Raw genomic sequence first — 24,083 nt, 5'->3', positions numbered from 1 at the left:
CCTATCCCGAGATGCGGAAGCCGGGGTCGATACCCCAGATCGCAAGGGTCAGAAAGAGATTGACGAAGACCATGACGACGATGACCATCTTGATGGCCTGCCCGGCCGCCACCCCGACGCCCTCCGGCCCGCCGGTGGCGACGAAACCGTGGTAGCACTGGATGAACGTCGAGATCATCACGAAGACCATGACCTTGAGCAGCGACCAGAACACGTCCGGTCCCAGCAGGAACTGGAAGAAGTAGTGGTCGTAGGTGCCGGCGGTGGTGCCGCCCAGGAACAGCACCGACAGCTTGGTCGCCAGGTACGCCACCGCCAGGCCCACGCTGTAGAGCGGGATGATGGTCAGCGTGGAGGCGATCATGCGGGTGCTGATCAGATACGGAAGCGGCCGGATGGCAAGGGATTCCAGCGCGTCGATCTCCTCGGAGATGCGCATGGCGCCCAGCTGCGCGGTGAACCGGCACCCGGCCTGAATGGCGAACGCCAGCGTGGCGATGACCGGCGCGATCTCGCGGGTGGTGGCGAAACCGGAGATGGCGCCGGTGAGCGGCGACATGGTGAGCAGGTTCAGCGCCGTGAACGACTCCATGCCGACGGTGATGCCGCCGAAGCCGCACAGCGCCACCACCACGCCGATGGTGCCGCCGCCCACCACCAGGGAGCCGTTGCCCCAGCCGATGTCCGCGGTCAGGCGCAGCACCTCCTGGCGATAGTGCCTGAGCGCGAACGGAATCGCGAGCAGGGCCTGGAAGAAGGTGATGACCTGGTGGCCGAGGCGCTGATTGGCCCGCACCGGAACGGACATCACATTCGCGGCCATCCGCACCGGCACGAGCGCCGGGGGAGTGTAGGTCGTGCCCACCTCACACCACCTTCGACGGCAGCAGCGTGTTGTAGAGCTGGGTGAGCACGATATTGGTGGCGAACAGCATGAGCGCCGAGCTCACCACCGCCGAGTTCACCGCATTGGCCACCCCGCCGGGGCCGCCGTGCGCGTGCAGGCCGATATCGCAGGCGATCACCGCGGTCAGCAGGCCGAAGACGGCCGCCTTCAGCACCGCGATGACCAGATCATTGGCCACCGCGAAGGACGCGAACGAGCCGATGAACGAACCCGGCGTCCCCGACTGGGCGTAGACGTTGAACATGTAGGCGGTGGCGAAGCCGACGAAGACGATGAACCCGCACAGCAGCATGCTCACCAGCACCGCGGCCGCGATGCGTGGCGCGACCAGCCGCCGGACCGGGTCCACGCCCATGACCATCATGGCGTCGATTTCCTCGCGAATGGTCCGCGAGCCCAGATCGGCGGTGATGGCCGACCCGACCGCGCCCGCGATCATCAGCGAGGTGACCAGCGGCGCACCCTGGCGGATGATGCCGAGCCCGGCCACCGCACCGATGAACGTGGTCGCGCCGACCTGGTTGACCAGCGCGCCCAGCTGAATCGACACCACCACCGAGATCGGAATGGCCACCAGCACCGTCGGCGCGGCCGACACGCTCGTCATGAACGCGCACTGTTTGACGAACTCCTGATACGGGAACCGCCGGCGCAGGATCGACACCACCAGCTGCCGCAGCGCGTCGCGGCCCAGATCGACTTGTCGCCCAAGGGTTTCCAGCGAACGCTGCGGATGCCGCCGCCACAGCCCGCGCACGCTCTCGCCGATCCGCTCGAGCTCGGTGGGTTCGGCATCCGCTGCGGCGGAGGGCTTTTCGAGTGTCGTCATCAGGCCATGTCCTCGAGATAGTGCTGCAGCAGGACCAGCAGGTACCCGGCCACCGAGAGGCCCGCGGCCACGGTGCACAGCACGGCTGCCCACAGCCCGAAGCGCAGCACGGGATTGACTTCCATACGCCCACCGAGGATCTTGATGCCGATCACCAGGATGTCGATGAGCCAGACCAGGGCCATCATCTACGTCATGCACACATTCGAGAAGGTGAGCACGGGCCAGCACACGATGGATCCCAGGAACGAGATGATCACGTCGATGCCGTGCAGCTGCTTCAGATGCGAGGTGTGAGTGAGGGTCCAGATCACCCCGACCAGCCCGTAGGGGATGCCGAGAATGATGAGGGTCCCCAGGAATTCCGACACCTTCATCTCGTAGCCGAGTAGCCGATCCAATCGTTTCAACATGTCGCGTATGTCCTTTCACTTCCCTGCCGGCCTCGGGCGCGGTGCGTGCCTCATTGCCGGTGCCGCGCTGTCCCCGATGCCGGTGCGCCCCCGGGCCGCTTCGCGAGTGCCGCCCGCAGCAGCGTATGTTACTAACGATTCTCTGATGTGGAAGTGGTTTCGATGATCTTTTTCGGTCAATATGCTCTGCAGTAACGCGGGTATCGGCCTGTTACTGTCGGAACCGAGTATCTAAGTTATTTTCCATTCCTCCGCCAAACGACTGTCTGAGATCGAGAATGATCAGTAACATAGCAGCCGTGCCGGGGTGCTCGGCGCAGGTTCGGCGAGGAGTGTCCGATGCAGGCGAGGGTCGGGTACGCCGTGACCGCCACGGAGAGAGGGAACCCATATGACGACCGGGGCAGCGCAGCCGTCCGGCTGGAATGATGATGAGGCACAGTCGAATCCGGATCCGGCAGGGGGCCGGGGCAGACCCCTGGTCCGGCGGATCTCGGTGGCGTCCGCACCGGCGGCCGGGGGCGCGGCGGCCCTGACCCTGGAGCAGACGCGCATCCACATCCCTGGCGTGCACCGCCCGGACGCCAAACGGCCGCCGAAGCTCGAAGACGCGATGGACTTCTGGCAGTTCTCGGGGGCCGCCGCGAATGTCGCCATGCAGATGGCGCGACCCGGCGTCGGCCACGGGGTGGCCGACAGCAGGGTGGAATCCGGCGCGCTCATGGTGCATCCCTGGAAGCGGTTGCGCACCACGGCCTCCTATCTGGCGGTGGCCATCCTGGGCACGCCCGAGGAGAAGATCGCCTTCCGGGAAGCGGTCAATGTGGCGCACCGCCAGGTGAAGTCGGAACCCGGTGCCGCGGTGAAGTACAACGCCTTCGACCGCGACCTGCAGATGTGGGTCGCGGCCTGCCTCTACATCGGGTTCGAGGACTCCTACCAGCTGCTCAACGGCCGGATGAGTCCCGAACAGGCGGAGGCGTTCTACTCCACGGCCGCGCCGCTGGGCACCACGCTGCAGGTGACCGAGGAGATGTGGCCCGGGACCCGCGCCGAGTTCGACGAATACTGGGTCGAGGCATGCCGTCAGGTGGCCGCCGACGACAAGATCCGCCGTTTCATCGAGGATCTACTGCACCTCCGCATGATCCACTGGTATCTCCGGGTCGTCTTCGGCGGACTGCTGCGCTTCCTGACCGTCGGCTACCTGCCGCCGTACTTCCGCGAGCAGCTCGGTGTCGAGTGGACGGCCGCCGACCAACGCCGCTTCGAGCACCTGTTCCTGTTCGTCGGCTTCGTCAACCGCTTCATCCCGAAGTTCCTGCGCACCATGGGCACCCGCACCATGATGGCCGACGTGCGCCGGCGCATACACCGGCACAGGGCGCTGATCTGACCGCCGGTTCGATCAGTTCGATTGCACCCCCTGCGGCTGGGTCCAGCGGTCGATCACGCCCTGCATGGTGCGGGCGGAAATGGCCAAAATCCTGACGACGTCAGCGATTTCGATACTCACGTCGCGCAGGGCCGCCGCCTCGGCAGGGCAGTCCATCCCGAAGCAGCGGGTGTACAGCGCGCGCAGCATCCGGTCCGTGTCGCCGGAGATCCGGTTCAGCTCCAGCCAATACGCCGGCATGGTCCGCGGTGACCGTACGAGCGCCAGGGCCTGGGAGGTCGCCCAGGCGGCGTCGGCGGTGCGGCGGATGAGATCGAGGACCTCGTCGGGAAAACCGGTGAGGCCGTGGATCTCGATCATGTGACCCACCGATTCCAGGCGGTCCACCGCGTAGTCGAGGGCGCTGGCCACGCGGTAGAGCTCGGTGCGATCGGGCGTCTCGAAGCGTTCGGCGACCAGCACGCACACCAGCTGTTCGGTCAGCTGGTGGCTGACCCGCGCGAAGGCGGAGAGCCGGACCCGCACGCCGTGCGGGTCGGGTACGTCGAGCCTGATCTCCTCGAGGGTGCGGGCCGCGGCGACGAGATTGTTGGCGGCCGAGGCGAAATAGAGCTCGATCGCCGGCCCCGGGCGGGGCCGGCGCAGCTGTTCGTGGGTCACGCACTCACCGGCTGGGACAGGTCGTAGACGGTGGTTCCGCCCACGGTGACGGTGGCGAAGTGGGACTTCACCCACTCGGTGATCTGGGCGGCGGTGGAATTCGAACCGCCCATGGCGAAGCCCTCCAGGAAGTACCGGACCTGACCGGCCGACACATACTGCTGGAACTGCTGGAGCGTGGGGGAGTTGTCGCCGCCGGAGAAGCCACCGATGGCCATGACCGAGGTTCCGGACTTCAGGGCGAGCGTTGCCGCCGACATCGAGCCGACGGACGCGGCCGACCAGCGTCCGGCGGTGTGCGCCAGCAGGCTGACCAGCTCGGCATTGTTCCCGGTATCGGAACCCGGTCCCTGCCCGCCCGGCGCGTCGCCCGGGCCGCCACTCGGAAACCCTTCGGCCCGTTGGCCGGAGCCATCGGCCGGTAACCCGCCGGAGGCGTCCCCGCCCGAGCCGGGACCGCCGGCGGGCATCGCTCCGAAGGGCTGACTGGTGGGCCCCGAGTTCGGACTGCCGCCGCTGTGGCCCTGACCCGCGGTCGCGATCGCCCAGGCTCCGGTGCCGCCCAGCCCGAACAGCAGGCCCGCGGCGGCCAGTGCGAGGGTGTAGCGGCGGGCGCCGCGGGTGCCCGCGACCAGGGCAACCGCGACCAGGATCGAGCCGGCGAGGATCGTCCAGCGCAGCCACGGCAGCCAGTCGGGAGTGCGGTGCAGCAGCACGAAGGACCAGGCGCCGGTGCCGGCGGCCATGGCCGCGAGCGTCAGCCGTGCGGCGGGATGCCCTGCCCGGGACCACAATTCACGCACCGACAGGGCGACCAGCGCGCCGATGGCCGGGGCCAGGGCGACCGTGTAATAGGGGTGCACGATGCCGCTCATGTACGAGAAGGTCAGGCCGGTGACCAGCAGCCAGCTGCCCCACAGGATGAAGGCCGCGCGGGTGCGGTCCGTGCGCGGGGCGCGGCGGGTGAGCCAGAGCCCGGCGACGAGCCCGATCAGCGCGGCGGGCAGCAGCCAGGAGATCTCCGCGCCCATCGCCGAATTGAACAGGCGGGTAATGCCATTGGCGCCGCTGAAGCTGGGGGCGCTGTGCATGCCCTCGGGCAGGTCGAACCCGCCCCCGCCCCCGCCCCCGCCGGAGCCCGGGTTGCCGTGGCCGCCGAAGATCCGGCCCAGGCCGTTGTAGTCGACCGCCAGCTGCCAGAGGCTGTTGGTGGTGGAACCGCCGATGTACGGCCGCGAGTCCGCCGGCCACAGCTCCACCAGCGCGATGTACCAGCCTGCCGAGACCACCACGGCGAAGCCGGCCAGGATCAGGCTCCAGATCCGCTGCCGCAGTGGCGCGTTGGCCGCGATCAGATACGCCAGTGCGAGACCGGGCAGGATGAGGAACGCCTGCATCATCTTGGTGAGGAACCCGAAACCGACTGCGACACCGGCCGATACCAGCCAGAGCGTCGGCGCGGAGAGCAGACGGTCGCCGGTGGCCGTGATCGCGCGGACCGTGCAGTAAGCGGCCGCGACCAGCAGCAGGACCAACAGCGCGTCCGGATTGTTGAATCGGAAGATGAGCACGGCCACCGGGGTCAGCGCGGCGATCGCCCCGGCCACCAGTCCCGCGCCCGGTCCGCTGAGCCGGCGCACGGTCGCGACCAGCAGCCCGGTCGAGGCGACACCCATCAGTGCCTGCGGCACCAGCACCGCCCACTGCCCGAACCCGAACAGCCTGCCGGACAACCCCAGCACCCACAGCGCCGCGGGCGGCTTGTCGACAGTGATGGCATTGCCCGCGTCGAACGACCCGAACAGCAACGCCTTCCAACTCTGCGACCCTGCCTGCGCGGCCGCCGAGTAGTACTCGTTGGCCCATCCCGAATTCGTGAGGTCCCACAGATACAGCACCGCGGTCACGGCCAGCAGACCGAGCAGACCTGGCCGCGCCCACCGCGGTTGCTGCGGAGGCCCGAAAAGCGCTCGCCCGAACCAGTTCTCACGATCCGATCCGCTGCGCTCGGTCAGCCGGTGCGCCCCGGCCACCCCCGGCCGCTGCGTCGTCGATGTCATCTCCACGTCCCTTCATTCACCGCCATGCCGTTGCTCCGGCGCGGTTCTCGAACCCGATCCTGATCGACCGCCCTCGGGGGAATGTGGCGCGAACCTGGGAACCAGCTGGCAATGCCGCGTGAGCACCCTGCGCCTCCGCTGTGCCCCGAACCCGGCGCACGGGCGCGGCCGAATTCAACCACGGCGTCGCGCCCGTGCCGGGCTGCCTCGAGAGTCGGCACCGCACGCGCTCGGGCCGGTTGAGGGGCCTACGTCAAGGCGCGCCACTACGCGGACACCGTCTTCCACCGGGTGATCCGAACTTCACGATCCAGGGTGGCGGCCTGATCGCCGACAGGCAGCAGAAGTCTGCCGAGCAGACACCGCGGCTGCGCGCGGCCACCGCAGTCCGTGCGGCCTGCTGCATCGCGGCTGCCTGACAGACAGTGCTGCGGCGTGCGGCGCGATCCACGAGATGTTCGCCGACTGCGATCCGCCCGGTGTCGAGGCATGCACCAAGTCCCGGCTGCGGTCTGAGCGGTGGTTCTCGAGTTGGCCAGAGGTTGGGTGGATACCGTCGGCCCGGCCCGCGCGAACGCGGCGGGGCGGAAGGAGATCGGAGTGTCGGGGAGCCGGAGCATTCGGGGTCGACGGACTGGTGCGGGCCGCGCATCAGCAGGGGGAGGACGCGCGTGAGGGATCAGGCGCCCGGTCTGCGCTGCGCGTTCGGTGCTGCGGCGAGTTGCCGCCTGCCACTTGTCGGATGCGCGGGAGCGGGCCGTGCCTGTGTTTAGGTGGGTGGCGTGAGCGAGCTACCAGCCGGGGAGGCGGCGGCAACGGGTGCTGCGCGGCGGGTTCGGGGTCTGCGGCGGTGGACCCTGCGGACGCGGCTGCTGGTGGCGGTCGTGGCCATCGCGGTGGTCGGGCTGACGGCGTTCGGGGTGCTGAGTGTGGCGGCGCTGGGACGGTCGGAACTGGCGCGAATCGATGGGCAGTTGAATTCGGTGGCGGTGGATATGGCCGCCCAGAGCCATCCGCCTCCGCCGCCGCGGTCCACCTCGACGGTGCAGGGATTGCCATCGACGTTCCAGATCCAGTTCTTCGACAGTGTTGGACAGCAGGTCGGGCAGATCGGGGTCGGCGCGAACGATCTGGCCCTGCCCGCGATGGACAGGTCCGCGGTCGAGGCGCGCGGGAGCAAGATCTTCGAGGTCGACGACTCGCACGGGACACCGTGGCGGGTGCGCACAGTCGCGCAACCGCCCAACGAAGACCAGCCGGACGGCGGAACGGCGGCGGTCGTCATGCCGCTGGACGGCTATTACGCGACCGCCCGTGAGCTGCGGACCATCGAATTGATCGCGGGTGCGGGCCTCATCCTGGTGCTGGGCGGCGTGGCGGCCTGGCTGGTGCGTGTCGGATTGCGGCCGCTGTCGCGCATCGAGCACACGGCCGAGGCCATCGCGGCCGGTGATCTGGATCGCCGAGTCGAGCACGCGGATACCCATACCGAGGTCGGGCGCCTGGGGACCGCGTTCAATGTGATGCTCGAGCGGCTGTCCACCACCATGCGGCGGCTCGAGGAATCCGAGTCGCGCATGCGGCTCTTCGTCGCCGACGCTTCGCACGAACTGCGCACTCCGCTGACCTCGATCCGCGGCTACGCCGAGCTGTACCGGATGGGCGGCGGCGCGGACCCGGCCCAGGTCGCCACCATGATGCGGCGCATCGAGGACGAGGCCGCGCGCATGGGCGTGCTCGTCGACGATCTGCTGCTGCTCGCACGGCTCGACGAACAGCGCCCGCTGGATCCGACCGACGTGAACCTGTCCACCGTCGCCGACGAGGTGGTGCGGGACGCACGGGTCCGGCAGCCGGAACGCGTTGTGCGGCTGCGTCTTCCGGACGAACCCGTGCACGTCGTCGGCGACGAGCACCGGCTCCGTCAGGTGCTGACCAACCTGGTCGGCAACGCGCTCGTGCACACCCCCGCCGCAGCGGAGCTCGATGTTCGGATCGGGTGGGGCGCGGTGCCCGCCGAGACCGCGGGCGGCCGGGCGGAGTGGCCCCGGACCGGGACGGCCGGTGCCGAGCCGCGCGGCACCGGGGTGGTCGCGGCGGCCGGGGCGGAACTGCCCGCGGGCGCTGCGGCCGTGATCGCCGAGGTGTCGGACACCGGGCCCGGCATCCCGCTGGGGAAGGCCGCGCACGTGTTCGACCGCTTCTACCGGGTGGACGAATCTCGTTCGCGCGCCGGTGGTTCCGGCCTCGGCCTGGCGATCGTCGCGGCCGTGCTGACCGCGCACGGCGCTCGGATCCAGCTGCTCACGGGCGCGGGCGCCGGCACGACGTTCCGGATCGTGTTCCCGATATCGGACACGCCCGGCGCCACCGGCCGGGGTTCACAGGAAACGCCCAGCTGACGCCGAGCTGGAGCGGTGGTGGCGGCAACCAGGATGACCGGTATGAATCGGTGTGGGACGCGGGTGCGCATAGGGTGTCGAGCGTGAGCGATCGCGCCCCGGCGGGGGCGGCGACCGTGCTGGTCGTCGACGATGAGCCCTACATTCTGGACCTGCTCTGCTCCGCGCTGCGGCTGAACGGGTTCGAGGTGTACTCGGCCGACACCGGCCGCGGCGCGTTGGAGGCGGCGACCCGGCGGCGACCCGATGTCATGGTCCTCGATGTCATGCTGCCGGACCTGGACGGATTCAGCGTCGCCCGGCGGCTGCGCGCGGCGGGCAGCGAGGTGCCGGTGCTCTTCCTGACCGCCCGCGACGCCGTCGAGGACCGCATCGCCGGACTCAGCGCCGGCGGCGACGACTACGTGAGCAAGCCCTTCAGCCTCGAAGAGGTGGTCCTGCGGTTGCACGCGATCCTGCGCCGGACCCGGCCCGGCGACGAGGACGGACCCGGCCGGCTGCGCTTCGCCGACCTGGAACTCGACGCCGGCACCCACCTGGTGTTCCGCGCCGGTGAACAGATCTGGCTGTCCGCCACGGAATTCAAGCTGCTGCACTACCTGATGCTCAATGCGGGCAAGGTGGTGAGCAAGCGCCAGATCCTCGATCGCGTGTGGCAGGCCGAGGAGGGCCGCGCCGACCGGGTGGTGGAGACCTTCGTCAGCCAGCTGCGCCGCAAGATCGACACCGGCCACCCGCCGCTCATCCACACCGTGCGCGGCGTCGGCTACACCCTCCGCGAATCCCCCTAGCGCGGACTCCGGCGATCACACCCGATCGAGGAAACCGTTGCCGTAGTCGATGTTCCGGGCATCACGCAGATCCGTATCCGGCGTGAATCGCACCGTGTCGGTGCGATCCCACAGTTCCATTCCGGCTATGGCGGACTGGCAGTCGCGAATGCAGCGGCGGACGCCATTTCGCATTCTCGGCGGCAGCTGCAGTGCATCCATTTCTGCCGTAATTGCCTGGGCCGCGGCCTGATTGTCGGCGATTCGGGCGTCTATCGAACGGCGGACTTCCGTGACCGCCTGTGGCAGTTCCATTCCCAGATGATGCTGCAGAGTCGTCACCAGATTGATGGTGTCCTCGGAATCGGTTTCGATTGCCAGCGAATGCAGATCATTGATCAGGCACATGATATCGGCGGTGGTGGCGATTATCTCCTGATACGCGGGACCGTAATACAGGGCGTCGGGAATTTCGGTGTGCTCGATCACCTCCGCCAAATCTACCGTCGGCAATACCGTGCACGCGTCCCGGCGTAGTCGCGGATATTCTTCCGGACTCGGCGACTTGCCGGCCTGGCGAAATGCATTCTCGCGCGCGTGACCGACCAGCCACAATTCCAGGTTCAATGCGAATCGGCGCGCCCAGGCCTCGGAATTGCGCGGGAAGGTGCGGGTGCAGAGATTGGACAGAGCTGCGATGACGGGTGGTACCGGACCCGCGACCCCGCGCTCGTGCACCACCCGCAGTGCGGCGTGCCGGAGGCGGTCGTAGTCGCCGAGCCGACCTGTGGTGATGGCCAGATCCTGCAGATCGTCGAAGACGAAGAATACGGTGATCCATTCGGCGACCAGGAGCATGTCGGCGAAAGACGAGGTGGGGCACCAATATGCCGAGAATCGCGCGTAGCCGAGCGATTCGAACTTGCGGGCCGCCGCCTCGTCCTGGAGCAATCCGAAACGCTGTGCCCAGATCTGAACTCTTTCCTGCGCTCGATCGCTCATCGAATGCCGCTGCGGCAGGAACGGAAGCGGGATCTCCAGGTGCCGCAAGTCGTGTTCGTTCATCGGTAACACCTGGGTTCACTCGGGTGGAGGCGGGATCCCTCCGGCGATCAGCGTAACCGACATTTCGGGCGATATTCGCGGATTCGCAAGATCCGCAGAGCGGCAACCAATTTCGCCGGGACCGCGGACGGCCGCGCAACAGCTGCCGGAGGTACGGTGAAGGGGTTCCCGTCCGGTCCGCAAACCCCTGCGAGTCATTGTGTACGAGGAATCCACCGCCGCGGTCCGCAAGCACGCGCTGATGTCGTTGTGGCAGTTGATCAGGGTCGTCGACGAGGACCCCGACGGCATGATCAGTGGGTCGCCCTACGCTACGGCCGGCGTGGTCGGACGGGCTGTGGCAAACACCCCGAGTGCTGTCCGCGACGCCGGCGCGGCTGGGGCTGAATGCGTTGGCGCGCACCCAGAACGGCGACGGCAGCCGGGGGAGCGAGTTCCTCTTCGCGGATCCGGAAGTCTTTCTTCCAGAACGACTGCCCAGTCTCGAGGCGATCGAGTGCACGATTCCGGTACTGCTGGAACGACTCGCGAAGGTGTCCGACACGGTCGCGCGATGGGCGGGGCGCGATTCGTACCGTGGCAGACGGGTCGCCGCGGTGCGCCGGCTCGTCGAAACGCAAGAACTGGACGGTCATTGGGACGGCCGGACGGTGGCCTCGCCGTATCCGCCGACCGCCGCCGCGGCCATGGCGCTGGTTCGCGCGATCGAATCGGAGTTCTCCGCCGATGCCTTGCTGGCGGTGGCCCGGGCGATTCCTGGTTGCTCGCGACCCAGCGGCCGGGCGGATCCTGGGGGCGTGTGGCATCCCACCGCGGAGGAGACGGCGTGCGCGGTGCACGCGCTGTGCGCCTGTGCGAACCCGTCGGCCGAGCGTTCGGTGGCCCGTGCATTGCGCCGGTCTCACATTTTTCTTGCCGATTGCTATGACGCCGCGACGGCCGATTCGACGCGAACCCCATTGTGGCACTACAAAGATCTTGGATCGCCGCTTAGAATCGAGCGTCTGTATACATTGACCGCCCTGCTCATGAGTGGTTCACCGCTACGGTGAGGCCATGGTGGGACCTTGGTCACTGACCACGGACGGAACTCGTTCGAAACGTGGTTGCTGAGCGAAATGTGGTGGGAGGATTACCGACGTGGAGCAAGCCGTTTTCGGCGCTGTCGAGATCTCGTCGTCCTCGACCCTTTCGCCACGTCAGGCGTTCGAGCAGTGGGAAGCCCTGATGGCGGATGCGGTCGCACCGTCGGTGATCGAGCCATTGCGCACAGGGCACTGGCACGGACAAGTCGCCACAACTCAATTCGACGGATTCGCGGTGTCGCGCATGCAGGCCAGCGCGCAACGGGCATTGCGGACAAAAAAGATGGTGGCGCAGTCGACCGGTGAGTTCTTACTGGTGAATATCGTGCTCGAAGGAACGAATTGGACCGAGCAGCGCGGCCAGACGGCCGAATGCAAGCCCGGCACCATCTCGTTCTTCGACAGCGGTGTGCCGCTGGAGAGCCGCACCACCGACAATTGCCTGTCGACGCTGGTACGCGCCCCGCTGCAACTGGTGCTCGAGCACTCCGGCCTCACCCGCGACCAGCTACCCACCGCCACCGCTGTTCCCGCCACGGGGGCGCTGGGCGTGGTCGCCGGCTTCTTCCGCAATCTGGCCGAGCTACCGCCCGACGACATAGCGCGTGCGGTCACCGTCTTCGGCAGTGACGCCGCCGGCATGATGGCGTCGGCGTTGCTGCTGGCGAACGGCGAAAGTTCGCCCGGCCCATCGGATTCGCTCTACACGCGGCAGCAGGTGCTGGCCTACATCCGCAAGAACTTCACGAACTCGGACCTCACGGTCGACGAGATCGCGCATGCCTGCCTGATCTCGCGGCGCACGCTGTACCGGGTCTGCGAGGGCTTCGGTGAGCCGGGCGGGATCGTCCGCCGCACCCGGATCGCCCATGCCCGCCGCCTCATCCGCGCCGACCCCTCCCGATCCCTGGCCGCCGTCGCCGCCGCGTCCGGTTTCGCGACGGACCGCCACTTCTATCGGGCGTTCCGCGAGGAAACCGGGCTCACCCCGGGCCAATTCCGCGACCAGCTCGGCCCCCGCAACCGCATGCGCTGAACCACAACAGGATTGGGGAGCCGTGACCTCACCACGATGACCCAGTCGATCTCGCGATCGGTGCGAGCGCTGCGCAATTGCTCCTCGAGCCAGCGCTGCTGGGCGCCCAAGGAATAGCCGCGCACATAGGTGTCGCCGCCGTCCTGATAGCAGACGTCGTCATTGGCCAGGGCGATGATGCGTGCGCCGGCGACGGTGAAGGCGTACCAGAGGCCGGTGAACTGCTCCTCGGCGCCGGAATCGGGGACGGTGAAATAGGTTCGGAAAGCGTCGTATCCGATCGGGCCGTTGCCGAGCTCGTTCTCGTGATTGCCGGGTGCGGGCATCCACGGCCGATTCCGTGCGGAACGGCCATTACTGGTGAACCAGTCGTTCCAGGTCCGCACCCGGTCCTGCGCCAGGGCGGCGTAGCAGAGATCGCCGTTGACGAGGTTGAACAGGGGTTCCATCCGCTCCACCGCATCGGTGATGTCACCGGCCACCTGGGTGCCGAGATTGTCGCTCTGCGCGACGAGCAGTCCCTTCAGCAGCGGATTGGGCGGGGCGGCAACGGTTTTGCCGAGGGTAGGCGTGCCCTGATCGCCGAAACTGGTGAACCGGAACTTCGCACGGCCCGCCGGGGCGGTGCGCAGGGTGCCCAGCTCCGGTGTCGCGCCGTCGTGCGCGGCGGCATAGATATAGGTGGTGTCGGGCGTGAGTCCGGTCAGCCGGGCATGGTGCACCTGAACTTCGATGCCGGACTTGGCATCCCGGTAGGTGCGCGTCCGCGCCGTCACACTGATGCCGAGCCCGCCCTCCGGCGTGCCGTACCGCACCCGCGGTGCGGTGACCGACACCGTCGTGTGCCACGACACCACCGCCTCCCGGGCCGCGTCCGCGCCGTACTGCAGATGCACCCCGCGCACCGCGGGAGCCTCCGAATCCGTTGGCTTCCGCCATAATTCGGCCGCTCCGCTCCCGCCCTCGGAACGCAACGCCACCGTGCCCGCCGCCCCCGCCGCGATCCCCGCCGCCGCGGCCCCGGCCGTCGCCGTGAACAACCCGCGCCGGCTGACTCCCCGGCCCGCCCCCGGACCACTGCTCTCCGCTGCCATGCCCCGCAAGCTAATCGCGCCCCGAACGCCCCGCCATGCGACAATGCCCACTCCTACTGGCCGGAAATCGTGGTTGACGCACAGTGGAAACCATGTGGACGGCATACGCGGAGAGGGGAATCGGAATGTCGGAGCTGCCCGCATGGTCGAGGCAGGACGGGTACGGAGTGCGATTCGAGTGGGGGCTGACCGGTGCGCGGGCACTCGGGCCGGGGTGTGCGGTGCTCGTGGTGATCGATGTGCTGTCGTTCACGACCGCGGTGTCGGTCGCCGCCGAGTCCGGTACGCGGGTGTTCCCGTATCCCGCACGCGATTCCACGGCAGTGGATTTCGCGGTGTCCCGGGATGCCCGGCTGGCCGTCGGCCGCACTGCGATGAGCGCCGCGAATCCGTGGTCGCTGTCCCCGGCAGCGCTGCGCCGGGCGCCCGCGCCGGAACGGCTGGTGCTGCCGTCGCCGAACGGGTCGGCCATTTCCGCTGCCGTCGAGGGGATTCCGGTGGTGGCGGCCTGCCTGCGGAACGCGCCGGCGGTGGGCCGGTGGATCGTGAAGCAGGGCTGGGGCACCGTGGATCGGCCGGTCGGGGTGATCGCCGCCGGTGAGCACTGGCCGGGGCGGGAGGTGCTGCGCCCGGCGATCGAGGACTGGCTCGGCGCCGGTGCGGTCATCGCGGCACTGTCGGAGCACGGAGCCGGGCCCTTGTCACCGGAGTCGATGGCCGCGCGGGCCGGTTACTCCGGCATCCCCGACGTGCCCGCGCTGATCGGTGACTGCGCCTCCGGGCGGGAGCTGGCCGCCATCGGATTCGGCGACGATGTGGCGATCGCGGTCGAGATCGACAGCAGCGCAGCGGTTCCCGTGCTGAGTGGCGACAGCTTCGCCGACGCCGGGCCGGGTGCTCGGGTGTGACCGGTTTCGCGTCGATGTCCGGTGCGTGGCTGTAATCACACTTGCCCGTTGTGCCCGAATGTTCGCTGTGCGCGAAGCCGTTCGACGAGCGGTGCCGGGCCGGGGTTTGATGGTTGCGTACCGGTAGCGGTTGCCTATCACCGCGAGCCGGTGGCGTTTCGCGGTCCAGCGGCGACCAGAGGACGGGGATAGGCTGACCAACGTGCAGAGGGAGCGATCGTGAACGAGACATCCGGCGCCGCCCTGCCTTCCACCGCTCCCGATTCGGACCCGATGATCGCGGAGGACGTATCGGAACGGCTGACGGAGGAATTCGGCGCGGCGGTGGACGCCGCCACCGTCGAGCGCATCCTCGACAGCTCTTACGCGCACCTCGACGCCATCGGCATCGACCGTGCCCGGCTGGCCGGGGTCGCCGAGCGGTTCGCGCGCGAACGGTTGGCGGCCTTGGCCCGCGCCGAGGGACGCGCCATCCGCACCGGTCCGGCGGTGCTGTTCGTGTGCACGCACAATGCGGGACGTTCACAGATGGCGCTCGGATTCTTCAACCGGCTGGCCGGGGACCGGGCTTCGGCGTGGTCGTGTGGTTCGGCGCCGAACACTGTGGTCAATCCGCTCGTCGTCGCTGCGATGGCCGAGCGCGGGGTCGACATCGCCGACGAATTCCCGAAGCCGTGGGCCGATGAGCTGATGCGGGCCGCCGATGTGGTCGTCGACATGGGCTGCGGTGACACCGATCCGATCATCGCCGGGCACCGCTTCGAGCAGTGGCCGCTGCCCGATCCGGCGGGTGGGGGCATCGAGGAGATCCGCGGCATTCGCGACGCGATCGAACACCGGGTTCGCCGCCTGGTGGCCAATCTCGGTCTGGCGGCCTGACCAGCGCCTTTCCCGGCCGTACAACCTGGTGTGCCTAGGATGGGGACCATGCTGGAGATCAGGCAGCTGAAGATCTTCAGGGCGGTCGCGCGAACCGGGTCCTACTCCGCCGCCGCCCGGCAGCTCGGCTATACCCAGCCCGCGATCAGTCAGCAGATCAAGGCCATGGAACGCGTGCTCGGCACCCCGCTGGTGACCCGGTCGGGCCATCAGCTGCAGCTCACCGAGGCCGGTGCGGCACTGGCCCGGCACGCCGCGACCGTGCTCGGCAGTCTCGACGCGGCCGAGGCCGAGATCCGGGCGCTCACCGAACTGCGGGCCGGGACGGTGCGGCTGGCGGCGTTTCCGAGCGCGTGTAATCTGCTGGTGCCCAAGACCATTGCGCGCATCCAGGCCGCGGAACCACGGCTGAAGGTCGCCCTGATCGAGGCCGAGCCGCCGGAATCGGTGGCCATGCTGCGGGCGGGGGAGTGCGAGATCGCCATCGTCTTCGACTATCCGCACGGCAAGGTGCCGGACAGCGAAAGCTCCTGTGACGCAGCCAGTCCCGACCTCTCCGAGCTGAATGCGCACACCCTGCTCACCGATCGGCTGCGGGCGCTGCTGCCGGCCGGGCACCGCCTGGCGGGGACCGCGCGCACCACCCCGATGCAGCTGTCGGAACTGGCGAAGGAGACGTGGATCGCGGGCTGTCCGCAGTGCCGGGGACACCTCGTCGACGCCTGCGCGGACGCGGGATTCCATCCGGACATCGCCTATGCCACCGAGAATCCGGGCGCGGTCGCCGGATTGGTGGCCGAGGGGCTGGGTGTCGCGCTCGCCACCGAACTCGCGCTGTCCGGTGTGCCGACGCCGGGGGCGGTGCGCTCGCTGCCGGTGGAACCCGCCATGGAGCGGCGGGTGCTGGCGGTCACCTTGCCCAAACTCGAGTCGGTTCCGGCGGTGCGCGCGGTCATCGGCGGACTGCGGGAGTCCGCGCGGCTGGTGGAGGCCGCCGTCTCGCACTAGCCCCGATGGTGGCCTCGGCGTACGGGTCACCGCACCGGGCCATTAGCGGGGCTTTCACCCCCTATTACAGCTGCTTGGGAAATATCGCCCCAGGTCACACTGGGAGACCCTTATTCCCGGCTAGCGTCGAAGGTGCCCTGCTCCGCTTCGCGGGCCTGAACCAGAAGGACACCGAGATGGCTGTGATCCAGGACAACACGCTCGTCGACGAGACCGACATCGACCGTTCCGACCCGGAGTACCGGAGCTGGCTGCGCGAGGCCGTACGCAAGGTGCAGGCCGACGGCAACCGCTCCGCCGACACCCACCTGCTCACCATCCCGCTACCGCCGGAATGGGGCATCGACCTCTACCTCAAGGACGAATCCACCCATCCCACCGGCAGTCTCAAGCATCGGCTGGCGCGGTCACTGTTCCTGTACGCGCTGTGCAACGGCTGGCTGCGGCCCGGCCGCCCGGTGGTGGAGGCGTCCAGTGGATCCACCGCGGTGTCGGAGGCGTACTTCGCCAAGCTGATCGGCGTGCCGTTCATCGCCGTCATGGCGCGCTCCACCGTGCGGTCCAAGATCGACCTCATCGAATTCCACGGTGGCGCCTGCCATCTCGTCGACGACCCCAGCGAGGTGTACGAGGTCGCGGCCCGGCTCGCCGGGGAACGGGGCGGCCACTACATGGACCAGTTCACCTACGCCGAGCGCGCCACCGACTGGCGGGGCAACAACAATATCGCCGAGTCGATCTTCCGCCAGCTCGAACAGGAGCGTTACCCCGAGCCGAGCTGGATCGTCGCCACCGCGGGTACCGGCGGCACCTCCGCGACCCTGGCCCGCTACGTCCACTACACCCAGCGCGACACCGGCATCTGCGTCGCCGACCCCGAAAACTCGGCGTTCCTGGAAGGTTGGCGCACCCTCGACCGAAATACCACCTCCGCCAAGGGATCCCGCATCGAGGGCATCGGCCGGCAGCGCATCGAACCCAGCTTCCTCCCGCACGCCATCGACCGCATGATCCGCGTCCCCGACGCCGCCTCGGTCGCCACCGTCCACCTCCTGCAGCGACTGCTCGGCCGCCGCTGCGGCGCCTCCACCGGCACCGGGGTCTGGGCCGCCTTCGCCGTCATCTCCGGCATGCTCGCCCGAGGCGACCGGGGCAGCGTCGTCACCCTCCTCTGCGACCCGGGCGAACGCTACCTCGACAAGTACTACAGCGAGGCCTGGCTCGCGGGACAGGGCATCGATCCGACGCCGTATTCTGTTCGGCTGGAACAGTTTCTGCTCACGGGTGAGCTCTCCCGCTGAGGCATCGGTTCGATGCCAGCGGTCTCGCTACCAATACTGATGGCGCTTTCCGTCGGTGTCGGCGATGAAGACGACCGCGGCCGCGCCGGACAGGTCGGCGGGGGTGAGTGGGATGTGGCCGGGCACAATCGGTGTGCTCGTGCCGGTGGACGGGGAGAGCGCCGCGCGCAGGGGCGCTGCCGGGAAGAGGGTGCGGTGGGGTGTGGCTGCTGCCAGTGAGTGCTGGAGGGTGTTCGGGTCGGGATCGGGGCTGGCGTCGGTTGCCACGAACAGGTAGCGGTCCGCGAGCGTCATGTGGACCAGCGCACCGGCATTCGACCAGCTCTTGGTGTCATCATGGGCGGGGCTCAGGTGGGCATTGTGGGCGAAGACCAGGGATGGGCCCCGGTGTTGCTCCCGGGCGACTAGGGCGAGCAGGTAGTCGGCCATCATGTCGGCGCGGACGCTGAGGACGGTGTCGATGCGGTCGGGAGTGTCGGTGGCCATGGCGGCGTGGAAGCGGAGCAGGCCCTGGGCGGTGCGGGCGTAGGACACGGCTCGGTCGTAGGCGTCGGGGTCGGCGGGGCGCAAGCCGGGGGAGGCGCGGTGCAGTGCGCTCGCGAGATCGTCGGCGAGGAGGCGGAGGGCCTGGGCTCGGGGGGAGTTGCCGATGGATGCCGCCGGGTCGTACATGGCGGCCGGATTCGTCCAGTCGGCGTCCTCACCGGCCAATTCGTCCAGTTTGCTCAGTGATTCGGGACGCAGGGCATCGGGCAGGCGGGCGGCGGCCCGGGCGAGGGCATGGCGTGGGCCGGGGGCGCCGGCGTATTCCACCGGGGCATCGAAGCCGTGGAAATGCACCCGATCCTCCGGCGCGCGGGAGGTGTTGTGCGCGCGGAGCCATTCGACGAGTTCGCGATTGCCGGGCACCGCGCCGAAACCGTGGCTGAACCCGGTGGCGAGCACGGTGTCGATCTGGGTGGACGCGCCGCACACGTAGTCGTCGACAATGGACGCGGCGAAGTAGTCGGTCTCCAAAACGATTGACCGATAACCCCGTTCGATGAGATGACCGAGAACGTCGTTGCGCAGCAGCGGGAATGCGGCGATGCCATGTGTCGGCTCGCCGAGCGCGAACAGGGCGGGCGGTTCGGTGCGGGTGGCGAGCAGGTCGTCGAGGGCGCGGCCCAGGTTTTCCGGGTCGTCGATCGGGCGGCCGATGGCCTGTATTGCGGTGGCAGTTGACATGGAGACCCCTTCCAGAAGGAACTGCCTTCGACACTATCGTTGAAGGTTCGTGTGAAACTTGCCCGAAAGTGACCACGTGTCAGGTGTTCGAACCCTCAAACGGAGGTGCGATCTGCGACCCATCGATCTCGCGCGGGAACACGGATTGTCCGCACAGGCCATCCGGAATTACGACGAGGCAGGCGTCCTCCCGCCCACCGAACGCAGCGACACGGGCTACCGGCTCTACACACCCCTGCATGCCCAGGCCCTGCGCGCCTTCCTGGCGCTACGGCGTGGTCACAGCCATCAGCCGGCCATCGACATCATGCGCGCGATCAACCGCCGCGACACCGAAGCCGCCTACCGGGTCATCGACGCCACCCACCTCGCCCTGCACACCGAACGCGCCACCAGAGCCGACGTCGCGAGGGCCCTGCACAGCCTGTCCACCCCGATCCCGCCGGATACCACGCGCAGGCCGCTGACCGTGGGCGAACTCGCCCGCCGCCTCGACCTGCACCCGGCGACCCTGCGCACCTGGGAAACCGAGGGCATCCTGCATCCCGAACGCGATCGCGCCACCGGCTACCGCCACTACGGCCCGGACTGCGTGCGCGACGCCGAGATCGCCCGCCAACTGCGCCGCGGCAACTACCAGCTGTCCCAGATCACCCAATTCCTCGACGCCCTCCGAACCGCAGGCGGCACAGCAGCTCTGACCGTCTTCCTCGACGCCTGGCAAGAACGCCTGACCACCCGCAGCCGCGACCTCCTCACCGGCGCAGCCCAACTCGACACCTACCTCACCCTGCTCGATCAGCGCGGCCCCGAGGCGATTCGGGATCGGTGACGGCCATGGCGCCCCGCCCAGGAGTTGCCGGTGCGTCAGGGGTGGAGGGGTTGCCGGCGTGGGACGACGCGCCGATGGCTGATGCGCCAGCCGGAAGCGGTGCGGACGACGATGTCCTCGTAGGTGACACTGCCGGTGGTGCCGTCGGTCGCGACCGCGAGGCCCTTCGACAGGGCACGCACAGTATCGGATGTGGTGGGCGACACCACGATATTGGTGACGTGATGCCCCAGCGGATTGCCGTCGCCCAGCTGGAGCGCCATATCGCGCAGGGCATCCCGGCCGGTGACCACCCCCGCGCCGTAGGCGGTCAGGTCGTAGGCGATGTCGTCGGTGAAGACCTCCCCGAAGCGGTCGAAGGCGCCGGCATCGCTGAGATGTCCGTGCAGGGCGAGCAATTCGTGAATGGCCAGCCGGTCGGCCGTGGAGATCGACATAGCACGCAGTGATACGCGGCGGCGGGCGCGATCGCCAGTTGTTTTGCGGATCAGGGCAGGGACAGCGACGCGGCGGTGAAACGCCAAAGGCGTTCGGCGGCAAGGTCGACGGGCGGACGGGGGTGCACGCGCAGCTGCTGGGCGATGCCGTGACGCAGGCCGCCGATGACATACGCACCCGCGCTGTCGGAGTCGAGATCGGCGGGGATCTCGCCGGTGGCCTGCCCGCGGCGGATGTTCGTGGCGGCCGCCTCGCCGAGATTGCGGATGTAGACGGCCTCGATCTCGGTGAGGCCCGGATCGGGAGCCGCGCGGTTGAGCAGCAGCGCCGCGAGCGGGTGCTCGAAGTGGAAGGCCACGAAACAGTGGGTGCGGGCGCGCTCGCGGGTGGCCCAGTCGCCGTCGGCCGGGAGCCGGTCGTCGGCGATGGCCCGGCTCAGGCCCTCGTAGAAGTCGTCCCAGATGGCCGCCAGCAGACCGACTTTGGAGCCGAAGTGGTGGTAGAGCGCACCGGTGCTCAGGCCGGTGCGGCGGGTCAGCGCGCTCAGTTCCAGGGTGCCGTTGGCATGGACCAGTTCGTCACGGGCGGCGTCCAGAAGTTGTTGACGTCCGATCGGTGCTCGTGCCACAGTCGAACAATAACAGAACTCAGTTATGTAAAGGATGGCGGGATGAGCGCGAAGGTGACATCGCTACGCGATCTGGACGGCGATCTGGCCGGAACCTACCGGCGCACCGCGAGCAGTGGCGCGAGCGTGGATCCGGCGGTGGTCGAGGCCGATCTGGCCGCGGTCGAGCGGGACGGCTACGTGATCCTGCCCGGCATGTTGACTCCGGCCGAGCTCGACCGGATCCGGGAAAGTGTTGTGCCACTGCTGGATCGGATCGGCCGGAACAACTTCGAGGGGCACTCGACACAGCGCATCTACAGCGTGCTGAACAAGACTCGCGCCTGCGACCGCATCGTCGACCACCCGCGGGTACTGGCCCTGCTGGACCGGCTGTTCCTGCCGAACTACCTGCTGTCCATGCTGCAGGTGATCAACATCCTGCCCGGCGAGCAGGCACAGATGCTGCACACCGACGACGGCTTCTACCCACTGCCGCGGCCGCGAAAGGGGTTGGGGGCGGCCACCATCTGGGCCATCGACGACTTCACCGCCGAGAACGGCGCGACCGACATCATTCCGGGCAGCCACCTGTGGGGCGACCGCCTTCCCGGGGAATCCGACCGTCGCGAACCGGTGGTGATGCCGGCAGGTAGCTGCGTATTCTTCGTCGGCACTCTGTGGCATGGCGGCGGCGCGAATCGCTCCCCGGATCCCCGCCTAGCACTCACCGCCCAATACTGCGAACCGTGGCTGCGCCCCCAGGAGGCGTTCACGCTCTCCATGACCCGCGATACGGTCCGCGCGGTGTCCGAGGATATTCGCCGAATGCTCGGCTACAGCATTCATCCGCCCTTCATCGGGCAGGTCGACGGCATGCACCCCAAGCGGCTCCTGGAACCCGGCGCACCCGCCCTGTAGTGCTCAGCGGGCCAGTTCCCGGGCCAGCTGCACGGCCGCTTTCATATCCGGCGCGTACCCCACCCGCCACTGCAGCCGATCGATCGGCGTCACCGAGACCCGATAGCGATTCTCGACCCGTTCGAACTTGACGATGACCCGCTCACTCAAGGGGGCGTCGGTCTTCATGACTTGCTCTCCTGACCCCTGTCAAAGCGTCCGGGACGACAGATGAGAATTCACGAGGTAAGAGCGGGTAGCTGCTTGCTATTCAATAACTGTAGGAAAATCCGCGCCCGCTAGATACGGGCAAACGTCACATTCTGGACGCACTCTCCCGCGCGCCGCCGCGCCGCGGGCGCACCGGCGAGGTGGCCGCGGCGTCGGTCGCCGGGGGTGTCAGTTGCCGCGACGACGGCGCGGGGCGCCGTCGGTGCGCTGGGATGCGGTCCGGCCGGAGGTGCCGCGGGTACGCGGTTCGGCGGGGGCACCCTGCCGCGAGTTGGCGGTGCCGCGGCGCTCGGTCCGGGTGCGGGTCCCCTGGTTCTCGTCGCGGGTGATGCCGGTACGCGGATTGTGGCCGTTCGAGGTGCTCGTGGCCGAGGCGCGAGGCTTTCCGCCGGCACGGCCTCCCGTCCGGCGCGCGGGCCGGCCGTCGGTGGCGGTGTCGGGCTTCCGGGCCGCGGGGCGGTCGGGGGTGCGCGCATCGTCGGTGTGCTGGGAGCCCTGCCTGCGGCGGTTCCGAGGTGCGGCCTGCTTCGCGTCGGTCGCGGCCGGGCGGGTCCGCTTCTTGGGCTGGCGGGCTCCCCGCGTGGACGAGGCGGCCGACGTGTCCACGCGGTGCGGTGCGGCGGCATCGGCCGCGGGGAGGGCGACCAGCGGGGCCACCTCGCCGATCAGCTGCGTGACCGCCGGGGAGTCGGCGGTGACCGACTGCGGGGTGGCGGTGATCTTGGCCTTGCGCATGAGGGCGGCGAGGTCGGTGCGCTGGTCGGGGAGGACCAGGGTGATGACGTCGCCGTGGTTGCCGGCGCGGGCGGTCCGGCCGGAGCGGTGCAGGTAGGCCTTGTGCTCGGCGGGCGGATCCACGTGAACCACGAGTTCGACGCCGTCGACGTGGACGCCGCGGGCCGCGACATCGGTGGCGACCAGGACCTTGGCGGCGCCGGCGGCGAAGGCGGCGAGGTTGCGATCGCGGGCCGGCTGGGTGAGATTGCCGTGCAGGTCGACGGCGGGGATGCCGGCGGTGGTGAGCTGGCGGGCCAGCTTGCGGGCCTGATGTTTGGTGCGGGTGAACAGGATTCGGCGTTCGGACCCGGAGGCCAGGCGGTGCACGACCGCGCGCTTGGCCTCCGCGGTCGGCACCTCGAACACGTGGTGGGTCATGGCGGCTACCGGCGAATTCGCTTCGTCCACAGCGTGTTTCACGGCATCCGGGAGGAAGCGCTGGACCAGCTTGTTGACGCCGTTGTCCAGGGTGGCCGAGAACAGCAGGCGCTGACCGTCTCCGGGCGTCGCGGCCAGGATGCGGGTGACGCCGGGCAGGAAGCCCAGATCGGCCATGTGATCGGCCTCGTCGATGATGGTGATCTCGACCGAGTCCAGGCTGATCAGGTCCTGCCGCATCAGATCCTCGAGGCGGCCCGGGCAGGCGATCACGATGTCCACGCCCCGCTTCAGTGCCTGCACCTGCCGATGCTGCGAGACGCCGCCGAAGATGGTGGTCACCGACATGCGGTAGGCGGCCGCGAGCGGCTCCAGGGTGGCCGCGATCTGGGTCGCCAGTTCCCGGGTCGGCGCGAGCACCAGCCCGGCCGGGCGATTCGGCGCACACCGCTGCGCGCGCTCGCCGAGGCGATCCACCATCGGAATGGAGAACGCCAGGGTCTTTCCGCTGCCGGTCCTTCCGCGCCCGAGCACATCGCGCCCGGCCAACGAATCGGGCAGGGTGTCGGCCTGGATGGGGAAAGGCTCGGTGATGCCGGCGTTGGTGAGCGCACGGACCAGAGGGTCGCGGACGCCGAGCGCGGCAAAGGAGGTAGGGGCAGAAGTCATCGGTGTTGCAGTGCCTTTCGGGCATCGGGGTGTGCCCGAGCCGTGCTGCGGATCTCGGATCCGCGCCGGGGGCACAGGGTGGCGAGATTGCCAGTGGGCAAAATCGATCGCCGTAAGGAAAGCTAAGCCGCGCAGTGGGGGCTGCTTGGAAGTTCGAAGCGATCTACGACGCGGATGTGACCGTGCGTTTGTCCGGGCGCGGCACATCCAT

23 protein-coding genes and 1 pseudogene are annotated in these 24,083 nt (G+C 68.7%); 11 read left to right on the top strand and 13 right to left on the bottom strand.

Features of this window, described 5'->3' with window-relative positions; all coding sequences use genetic code 11:
- Position 1: 1 nt before the first annotated feature.
- Genes ACWEKS_RS30185 through ACWEKS_RS30170 form a run of 4 tightly spaced genes read right to left on the bottom strand, consistent with a single transcriptional unit; the run spans position 2 to position 2,149 of the window.
- Positions 2 to 865, bottom strand: a complete 864-nt coding sequence (locus tag ACWEKS_RS30185) for an ABC transporter permease (protein WP_452343227.1) — start codon at positions 863 to 865, stop codon at positions 2 to 4.
- A 1-nt stretch (position 866) separates the two neighbouring features.
- A complete protein-coding gene (locus ACWEKS_RS30180) occupies positions 867 to 1,736 on the bottom strand; it encodes an MlaE family ABC transporter permease (protein WP_452343226.1) in 870 nt (289 codons plus the stop codon).
- A complete protein-coding gene (locus tag ACWEKS_RS30175; protein WP_452343225.1) occupies positions 1,736 to 1,924 on the bottom strand; it encodes a hypothetical protein in 189 nt (62 codons plus the stop codon). Before ACWEKS_RS30175 ends, ACWEKS_RS30180 begins: the two co-directional genes overlap by 1 nt.
- The gene (locus ACWEKS_RS30170; protein WP_452343224.1) at positions 1,925 to 2,149 is read right to left on the bottom strand and encodes a hypothetical protein; all 225 of its coding nucleotides are present in this window, start codon (positions 2,147 to 2,149) and stop codon (positions 1,925 to 1,927) included.
- Between the two features lie 391 nt (positions 2,150 to 2,540).
- Between ACWEKS_RS30170 and ACWEKS_RS30165 the strand changes: the two genes are divergently transcribed.
- Complete coding sequence (locus ACWEKS_RS30165; protein ID WP_452343223.1) at positions 2,541 to 3,545, top strand: oxygenase MpaB family protein; 1,005 nt, start codon at positions 2,541 to 2,543, stop codon at positions 3,543 to 3,545.
- Between the two features lie 12 nt (positions 3,546 to 3,557).
- On the opposite strand, the gene ACWEKS_RS30160 is transcribed toward ACWEKS_RS30165, so the two are convergent.
- Positions 3,558 to 4,205 (bottom strand): DUF47 domain-containing protein, encoded by a 648-nt coding sequence (locus ACWEKS_RS30160; RefSeq protein WP_452343222.1) that lies wholly within the window; start codon positions 4,203 to 4,205, stop codon positions 3,558 to 3,560.
- The gene (locus ACWEKS_RS30155) at positions 4,202 to 6,265 is read right to left on the bottom strand and encodes an ArnT family glycosyltransferase (RefSeq protein ID WP_452343221.1); all 2,064 of its coding nucleotides are present in this window, start codon (positions 6,263 to 6,265) and stop codon (positions 4,202 to 4,204) included. Before ACWEKS_RS30155 ends, ACWEKS_RS30160 begins: the two co-directional genes overlap by 4 nt.
- A gap of 782 nt (positions 6,266 to 7,047) precedes the next feature.
- Here ACWEKS_RS30155 and ACWEKS_RS30150 point away from each other — a divergent pair.
- Positions 7,048 to 8,667: a sensor histidine kinase gene (locus tag ACWEKS_RS30150; RefSeq protein WP_452343220.1), complete on the top strand. Its 1,620-nt coding sequence runs from the start codon at positions 7,048 to 7,050 to the stop codon at positions 8,665 to 8,667.
- Between the two features lie 83 nt (positions 8,668 to 8,750).
- A complete protein-coding gene (locus ACWEKS_RS30145) occupies positions 8,751 to 9,458 on the top strand; it encodes a response regulator transcription factor (RefSeq protein ID WP_452343219.1) in 708 nt (235 codons plus the stop codon).
- A gap of 15 nt (positions 9,459 to 9,473) precedes the next feature.
- Here the strand turns inward: ACWEKS_RS30145 and ACWEKS_RS30140 are convergent, their stop codons facing one another.
- Positions 9,474 to 10,502: a terpene synthase family protein gene (locus tag ACWEKS_RS30140; RefSeq protein WP_452343218.1), complete on the bottom strand. Its 1,029-nt coding sequence runs from the start codon at positions 10,500 to 10,502 to the stop codon at positions 9,474 to 9,476.
- A 353-nt stretch (positions 10,503 to 10,855) separates the two neighbouring features.
- On the opposite strand from ACWEKS_RS30140, the gene ACWEKS_RS30135 reads away from it, so the two are divergent.
- Positions 10,856 to 11,554 (top strand): hypothetical protein, encoded by a 699-nt coding sequence (locus tag ACWEKS_RS30135; protein ID WP_452343217.1) that lies wholly within the window; start codon positions 10,856 to 10,858, stop codon positions 11,552 to 11,554.
- Positions 11,555 to 11,642: 88 nt separating this feature from the next.
- Complete coding sequence (locus ACWEKS_RS30130; RefSeq protein ID WP_452343216.1) at positions 11,643 to 12,623, top strand: AraC family transcriptional regulator; 981 nt, start codon at positions 11,643 to 11,645, stop codon at positions 12,621 to 12,623.
- A gap of 32 nt (positions 12,624 to 12,655) precedes the next feature.
- Here ACWEKS_RS30130 and ACWEKS_RS30125 read toward each other — a convergent pair.
- A pseudogene (locus ACWEKS_RS30125) lies at positions 12,656 to 13,717 on the bottom strand (fibronectin type III domain-containing protein); the annotation flags it as partial.
- A gap of 125 nt (positions 13,718 to 13,842) precedes the next feature.
- Between ACWEKS_RS30125 and ACWEKS_RS30120 the strand changes: the two are divergent.
- From ACWEKS_RS30120 to ACWEKS_RS30105, 4 genes are all read left to right on the top strand, one after another.
- Complete coding sequence (locus ACWEKS_RS30120; RefSeq protein WP_452343215.1) at positions 13,843 to 14,625, top strand: 2-phosphosulfolactate phosphatase; 783 nt, start codon at positions 13,843 to 13,845, stop codon at positions 14,623 to 14,625.
- A 219-nt stretch (positions 14,626 to 14,844) separates the two neighbouring features.
- Positions 14,845 to 15,504, top strand: coding sequence for an arsenate reductase ArsC (locus ACWEKS_RS30115; RefSeq protein WP_452343214.1), 660 nt, complete (start codon positions 14,845 to 14,847; stop codon positions 15,502 to 15,504).
- A 48-nt stretch (positions 15,505 to 15,552) separates the two neighbouring features.
- Positions 15,553 to 16,512: a LysR family transcriptional regulator gene (locus ACWEKS_RS30110; protein WP_452343213.1), complete on the top strand. Its 960-nt coding sequence runs from the start codon at positions 15,553 to 15,555 to the stop codon at positions 16,510 to 16,512.
- Between the two features lie 176 nt (positions 16,513 to 16,688).
- A complete protein-coding gene (locus ACWEKS_RS30105; RefSeq protein WP_452343212.1) occupies positions 16,689 to 17,813 on the top strand; it encodes a PLP-dependent cysteine synthase family protein in 1,125 nt (374 codons plus the stop codon).
- Between the two features lie 27 nt (positions 17,814 to 17,840).
- Here ACWEKS_RS30105 and ACWEKS_RS30100 read toward each other — a convergent pair whose 3' ends face one another.
- Entirely contained in the window at positions 17,841 to 19,040 is a 1,200-nt protein-coding gene (locus ACWEKS_RS30100; RefSeq protein ID WP_452343211.1) for an erythromycin esterase family protein, read from the bottom strand.
- Positions 19,041 to 19,152: 112 nt separating this feature from the next.
- Here ACWEKS_RS30100 and ACWEKS_RS30095 point away from each other — a divergent pair, with 112 nt between their 5' ends.
- Complete coding sequence (locus ACWEKS_RS30095) at positions 19,153 to 19,872, top strand: MerR family transcriptional regulator (protein WP_452343270.1); 720 nt, start codon at positions 19,153 to 19,155, stop codon at positions 19,870 to 19,872.
- A 35-nt stretch (positions 19,873 to 19,907) separates the two neighbouring features.
- Here ACWEKS_RS30095 and ACWEKS_RS30090 read toward each other — a convergent pair whose 3' ends face one another.
- Complete coding sequence (locus tag ACWEKS_RS30090) at positions 19,908 to 20,309, bottom strand: nuclear transport factor 2 family protein (protein WP_452343210.1); 402 nt, start codon at positions 20,307 to 20,309, stop codon at positions 19,908 to 19,910.
- Positions 20,310 to 20,359: 50 nt separating this feature from the next.
- The gene (locus ACWEKS_RS30085) at positions 20,360 to 20,938 is read right to left on the bottom strand and encodes a TetR/AcrR family transcriptional regulator (RefSeq protein ID WP_452343209.1); all 579 of its coding nucleotides are present in this window, start codon (positions 20,936 to 20,938) and stop codon (positions 20,360 to 20,362) included.
- Between the two features lie 42 nt (positions 20,939 to 20,980).
- On the opposite strand from ACWEKS_RS30085, the gene ACWEKS_RS30080 reads away from it, so the two are divergent.
- A complete protein-coding gene (locus ACWEKS_RS30080) occupies positions 20,981 to 21,838 on the top strand; it encodes a phytanoyl-CoA dioxygenase family protein (protein WP_452343208.1) in 858 nt (285 codons plus the stop codon).
- 3 nt (positions 21,839 to 21,841) lie between these two features.
- On the opposite strand, the gene ACWEKS_RS30075 is transcribed toward ACWEKS_RS30080, so the two are convergent.
- Positions 21,842 to 22,006, bottom strand: coding sequence for a hypothetical protein (locus ACWEKS_RS30075; protein WP_452343207.1), 165 nt, complete (start codon positions 22,004 to 22,006; stop codon positions 21,842 to 21,844).
- 210 nt (positions 22,007 to 22,216) lie between these two features.
- Entirely contained in the window at positions 22,217 to 23,872 is a 1,656-nt protein-coding gene (locus tag ACWEKS_RS30070; RefSeq protein WP_452343206.1) for a DEAD/DEAH box helicase, read from the bottom strand.
- Positions 23,873 to 24,083: the final 211 nt, after the last annotated feature.

The sequence above is a fragment of the Nocardia sp. NPDC004711 genome (assembly GCF_053601595.1).
Note: the sequence above shows the minus strand (reverse complement) of the source record. Positions and strands in the feature narration are given on the sequence as shown.